The organism is Shewanella profunda (assembly GCF_023283765.1).
Classification (GTDB): Bacteria; Pseudomonadota; Gammaproteobacteria; order Enterobacterales; family Shewanellaceae; genus Shewanella; species Shewanella profunda.
In genome coordinates this window covers 1-5654 of the sequence record NZ_JAKILG010000084.1, presented here as the reverse complement: position 1 = coordinate 5654, position 5654 = coordinate 1, and the positions used below count along the sequence as shown (strand labels likewise).

General features: G+C 42.5%; 3 protein-coding genes. All 3 read right to left on the bottom strand.

The annotated features are described in order from the left end of the window. Positions 1 to 245 precede the first annotated feature (245 nt). Genes greB through gmtZ form a run of 3 tightly spaced genes read right to left on the bottom strand, consistent with a single transcriptional unit; the run spans position 246 to position 5522 of the window. On the bottom strand, positions 246 to 740 hold the full coding sequence (gene greB / locus L2744_RS21120; protein WP_248993722.1) for a transcription elongation factor GreB: 495 nt from the start codon (positions 738 to 740) through the stop codon (positions 246 to 248). A gap of 20 nt (positions 741 to 760) precedes the next feature. Further along, positions 761 to 1381: a gamma-mobile-trio protein GmtX gene (gmtX, locus tag L2744_RS21115; protein WP_248993721.1), complete on the bottom strand. Its 621-nt coding sequence runs from the start codon at positions 1379 to 1381 to the stop codon at positions 761 to 763. Position 1382: 1 nt separating this feature from the next. Beyond that, complete coding sequence (gene gmtZ, locus L2744_RS21110; protein WP_248993720.1) at positions 1383 to 5522, bottom strand: gamma-mobile-trio integrase GmtZ; 4140 nt, start codon at positions 5520 to 5522, stop codon at positions 1383 to 1385. Between the last annotated feature and the right edge of the window lie 132 nt (positions 5523 to 5654).

Genomic DNA, 5654 nt, shown 5'->3' with positions numbered 1-5654 from the left:
ATCGCCTCTTTACGTTCTGGTGAATACCGAGCCATATCGTTCTCTTTTGCCGCACCCTGTCTTTAAACATAATGATTATTTAGGGGTGACAACAATCCTGACACAGGGGGTTTACGATAACCAGTAACGTTCGATTTGGTTGCGACTAGTCTTGGCTCTGAATTCTGGGATGTGAAACATGGTAATTATTTTTACATTCTACTCCCACAGGTTTTCATGTGAAGCATTTTTTTAAACAGTTTTTGCTATTTATCATTCTCTATTTGAGGATTTTGGTAGGAAATAGAATTTACGTACCAAGTATGCTCACCTAATGGTGTACTGACTACAGCTTCATCATCCACTTCTTTTTTCAATAAAGCGCGAGCCATTGGGGCATCTATCGAGATATAGTCATTTTTTCCATAGATCTCATCAGGGCCGACTATGCGAAAGCTTTTTTTATCACCGGCGTCATTTTCTATTTGAACCCAAGCACCAAAAAATATTTTTCCATCCTGTTGAGGGGAATACTCAACAATTTTAACTGCTTCAATGCGCTTTCTTAGGAATCTGACACGAGAGTCGATTTGTCTAAGTAATCTCTTATTTTCTTTGTAGTCAGCGTTTTCTGAGCGATCACCAAGACTCGCTGCCCAAGCCACTTTTTTCGTTATTTCAGGCCTGTATTCACGCCAAAGATGGTTAAGTTCTGCATTTAGCTTGTCGAAGCCCTCGCGGGTGATCAAGTTAGTTTTCAAGGTTCTTCCTACAGATTTATCTAGAGGTACTGTAAAGCCTTTTTTATAGCATCAATCGTTGCAACGGGTAAAAAAGGCTCGTTATCATTGCCATATACTATACTGCCATGCTGCCCTACCTCCAATTTATTCCGCCGTCTAAATTCATCAGACAACAGATACTCAAGAGCCTCTCGCTCAAGGCCTGTTAGCCTTTTTGTGAGAATATCAGACGAACTTCCATCAAAGATCTCTATTACTTGGTTGATAGGAGCTATCTCATTGACTGTCCGCTCTGCAGCAATTTTTTGTGAGTACAAGATCCTTGCTTGTAGTTTTACAACTGGATCTTTAAGTTCATCTATCCAAGCATAACTTTTGCCATAGCTTGGTTTGTTAATCTTTGGGGAGTTTGGGGGGGGCTTGGCAAAGCTTGAAATTAAAGTGCGATAGGCTTTACCTGTTTTGTTTCGAATGCTTTGTGCAGCAGGTACTCCTCGCCCTTGACCAAGCCGAGCAATTGTCGCATAGCTAAATTCATTCAGGCCCCTTTGTTGCTGCTCTATGCAAATTTGATATATAGCTTGCAGAGAGTGTTGTACTCGCTCTGAAACCTCAGATTTTAGCTGTTTCAAGACGACTTCAGGAGATATTACAGTCATATTATTCGACCAGTTTAAGAGGGGTTGCCCCCATAAAAAGTTGTTTCAATTCGTTCTTAGAAATTCGTTCACTATCTTCAAAATCATTTAAAGCCAAATCACCATCGATAAGCCTGTCGATTTTTTCCCAGCTTTTTAGCCTTGAGAGCATCAATTGAGTCATTTGGTTACCCACTACAAGTTGTTCTGCTTCATTTAAATGCAAAAAATGGGGGGTAATACCGTTCTTCACCAACATCTTATCGAGAGCTTGACTCCTTCTTGTCACTGCTTGTTCATCTGTGCAACTGTGGTAAAGCTCTGCGTTTTCACATACTTCAGATAGTTGTTGAAAACCGCTTACTTCGCTTATTTCAAAATTCACTGAAAAGTCTCTAGGGACAATCAGTTGTAGCTTAGATTCTTCAGATGATGAGTCTTGATTAATGATAGATTGACAGTTAAATAAGTGTTTATGAAGGGCATTCATATCACTCATGTATAAATCCATTTTTTTTGCTTTGACTTCAATTTCTGAGTTCAGATCTCGTCGTTCAGATTGAAGTTTAAGCTTTTCACCTTCCAAAATAGACGTTTGAGTACTTTGTGATTTCTGCTGATATATTTGATGTGAGAGTATGTCTATCTTAGTTGCAGTATCGTCGAGCTCTTTCTCTAAAAGACTGTAACGTTGAGATTGTGTATTAATTGCCAAACACAATTCGTTAAATACAGCAGCCAGTCCCATCATAAATGCAGGGCCAGTGACAAAAAACCTACACTGAATACAGTTTTGCTCCCCGAGATAGCCGGCAGTAACAGGATGATAAATATTGGCTTTCATAGCGACAGCAGCTCCCCCCTCGTTACAAAACCCTCCACCAACAGGACATATGCCAAAGTCTCTGAAAAGATAACTCGATGCAGGTCTAGCATTATCGATGGTTGATAGAAACTCAGTATTGTTAGCGATGAGCTGGCTCTTACATTGTTCAATTCGTTGGGATTCAATAAAACTTTTTAGTGAATCTGCTGCTTTATTTAATGCCTGCTTTTCTCCAAGAGTAACTTTCTCTCGAATATTGGCTCCTGTCTTATCGCTCTTCATGTAGTAAATAGACATGATGATTGAAGAATGACCGACCAGCTTCATAATGACTTCAATAGGCATGCCAAATTCATAAGCGTAGGCATTAATCAGGCTAACGCGCATAGCGTGTGGTGTGTAGGCGGATTTAAATGGCGCAAGGGCAATTGATTGCTGTTGCTTGAGTTGAAATGCGCACTCCTGGTGAGTTTGCCCTGAGTAGGTAGCAGAAACGAGTTGATCGTCAGAAGAGAAAAATAACGCAGCAGCAAGCCTAGAAGCCAACCTTCCAGCAAATGTACCTGGTTCATTTTCTTGAAAGTCACGAAATAAGAAGCAGTTGTGCCCCTTTTGTTTCCTTTGGAGTTCGTTCAAATTGGTTCTGGTGCAATCTAGCCACTCAGTAGGGTTGTCAATTTGGTTGTATTTCTCCTGCCATTTTCTTAATTTGATTAGCCAATACGCTAACTCAATGGGCATAAATGGAATTTTATAACCTCTCCCATCAAAACTAGTTTTGTTGGATGTGTAGTAAACGCCAAAATCCCCATCTTGAGTTTTGTTAATCATACTTTGGCAATCGGTTAAACCTGCCAATTTGTTTCTATTTGGTACCCAAGATACTTTTCCCTGCAGAAAGTTGGCTATCTCAAGATCTGCTTCGCCTGAGTCGCAGTAGACAATTTGCCTTCCTCTTGCCGGTAATTGCATTAATGCATAGGTATAGGTCCAATAGATAGGGAGCCAAAGATACGTTTTCCCCCCTTCAACTTTGGTAACGCAGTCAGGATCTGATGGGTTAATTTCTAAGGAGTCATCAACTTGTACCCAATCGGCCGAAAATTTATGTAGATGATGAAGTTCTGAATAACCGATCTTTTCAAAATTTCCCTGAGGGAATATCCATTCTCGAGCGCTTTTTACAAATTGATAAGGTAATGCTAATTTATTGGTTTCATTAAGTGAAACAGGTATTTGCTCCCCATCAAAATTAATGTGAGAAAATGGGTTTTTTGCCCCCTTTATACGTGAGACCTCACCTGTATCCTCATCTTCTATGGTTAAGAATTTTACGATGAGCCAGTCTAAAAGTTCATTGATTGAGAAGAGCCATTTTTTCTTACGAGTGATAGGTACTAATTCAAATAATTCAAGCATAGGCTGAATATTTGTTTTGCCGCGAGTCAGGTAATCAAGTGGAGATATTTCGAACTTGTTGGGGTCAATATATTCTCGGACAAATTCACATAGGTCTTTGACTTTTGTATCTCCTCCTTTTGCCGTTTTCAAAAACTCGGTTATCAAATCACCCCATTGCTTCCACTCTGGTTCAAAATATCGTACTTGATACGGTCTTTTGACTCCAAAGAAATCAAAAGTATTGGTCCAACCGTCACCTTCATAATACTCAATCGGAGATGCCGGCATTTTTGGGTCGTTCAGTTTGATGCGTAAATTTTTATAATCAGCCAGAGATGTACAATTATGGGAACGGACTATTTTTTTGAGCTCATGAAGTTCATATGGTTTGGGAATATCTAGTAAATCATACCAATCTATCCAATCTGTAAATTTCTTATCAGGTTTCGAGGGGATTTGCGTATAGTTTTTCTGTAGGTGGCGATACTGTAGTGAATTCTTGATTCCTAAAATTTTGCATGCGTCTTTTAATTTTTTAAGTGTTTGTATTTGCTTTGGTAGTAAAAACTCAAACCAAGATTGCCAGTCGGCGGAATAGACAGTCTCAGGGCGACTGGGCAAGCGCGGGTCTTCACGGTAGCGCTGTTTGTAATCTGGCTGAGAAGTGATGCTGAGGGCTTGGACTGCCAGTTGGGCTTCGGCGAGGGAGGTATAGAATGTTTTTTCTTCTTTACCTAAAAATGTGGGCCAGGATTGCCAGTCGCCGGAATAGACTGTCTCAGGGCGACTGGGCAAGCGCGGGTCTTCACGGTAGCGCTGTTTGTAATCTGGCTGAGAAGTGATGCTGAGGACTTGGACAGCCAGTTGGGCTTCGGCGATGGAGGTATAGAATTTATTTTCTGTACCTAAAAATGTGGGCCAGGATTGCCAGTCGGCGGAATAGATTGCATTAGGGTTGCTGGGTAATCGTGGGTCTTCACGGTAGCGCTGTTGGTAATCTGGCTGAGAGGTGATGTTGAGGGCTTGGGCAGCCAGTTGGGCTTCGGCGAGGGAGGTATAGAATGTTTTTTCTTCTTTACCTAAAAATGTGGGCCAGGATTGCCAGTCGGCGGAATAGACTGTATCAGGGCGACTGGGCAAGCGCGGGTCTTCACGGTAGCGCTGTAGGTAATCTGGCTGAGAGGTGATGCTGAGGACTTGGACAGCCAGTTGGGCTTCGGCGAGGGAGGTATAGAATTTATTTTCTGTACCTAAAAATGTGGGCCAGGATTGCCAGTCGGCGGAATAGATTGCATTAGGGTTGCTGGGTAATCGTGGGTCTTCACGGTAGCGCTGTTGGTAATCTGCCTGAGAGGTGATGTTGAGGGCTTGGGCAGCCAGTTGGGCTTCGGCGAGGGAGGTATAGAATGTTTTTTCTTCTTTACCTAAAAATGTGGGCCAGGATTGCCAGTCGCCTGAATAGGTTGCATTCGGGGCGCTGGGCAAGCGCGGGTCTTCACGGTAGCGCTGTTTGTAATCTGGCTGAGAAGTGATGCTGAGGGCTTGGACAGCCAGTTGGGCTTCGGCGATGGAGGTATAGAATTTATTTTCTGTACCTAAAAATGTGGGCCAGGATTGCCAGTCGGCGGAATAGATTGCATTAGGGCGACTGGGCAAGCGCGGGTCTTCACGGTAGCGCTGTTGGTAATCTGGCTGAGAGGTGATGTTGAGGGCTTGGACAGCTAGTTGGGCTTCGGCGATGGAGGTATAGAATTTATTTTCTGTACCTAAAAATGTGGGCCAGGATTGCCAGTCGACGGAATAGACTGTATCAGGGCGACTGGGCAAGCGCGGGTCTTCACGGTAGCGCTGTAGGTAATCTGGCTTAGAGGTGATGCTGAGGACTTGGACAGCCAGTTGGGCTTCTGTTAACGAAGCATAAAAACATTTTTTCATTGGCCTAACTCCCTAGCTTTTCGTAACCGTCTAGCGAACCACACCTCGCATCATTAATCTGCCTATTTGAAAATACCTGCTCAATGATAAATTTGGAGCAGGTGATGAAAACATACAGAACAACTACTCAGT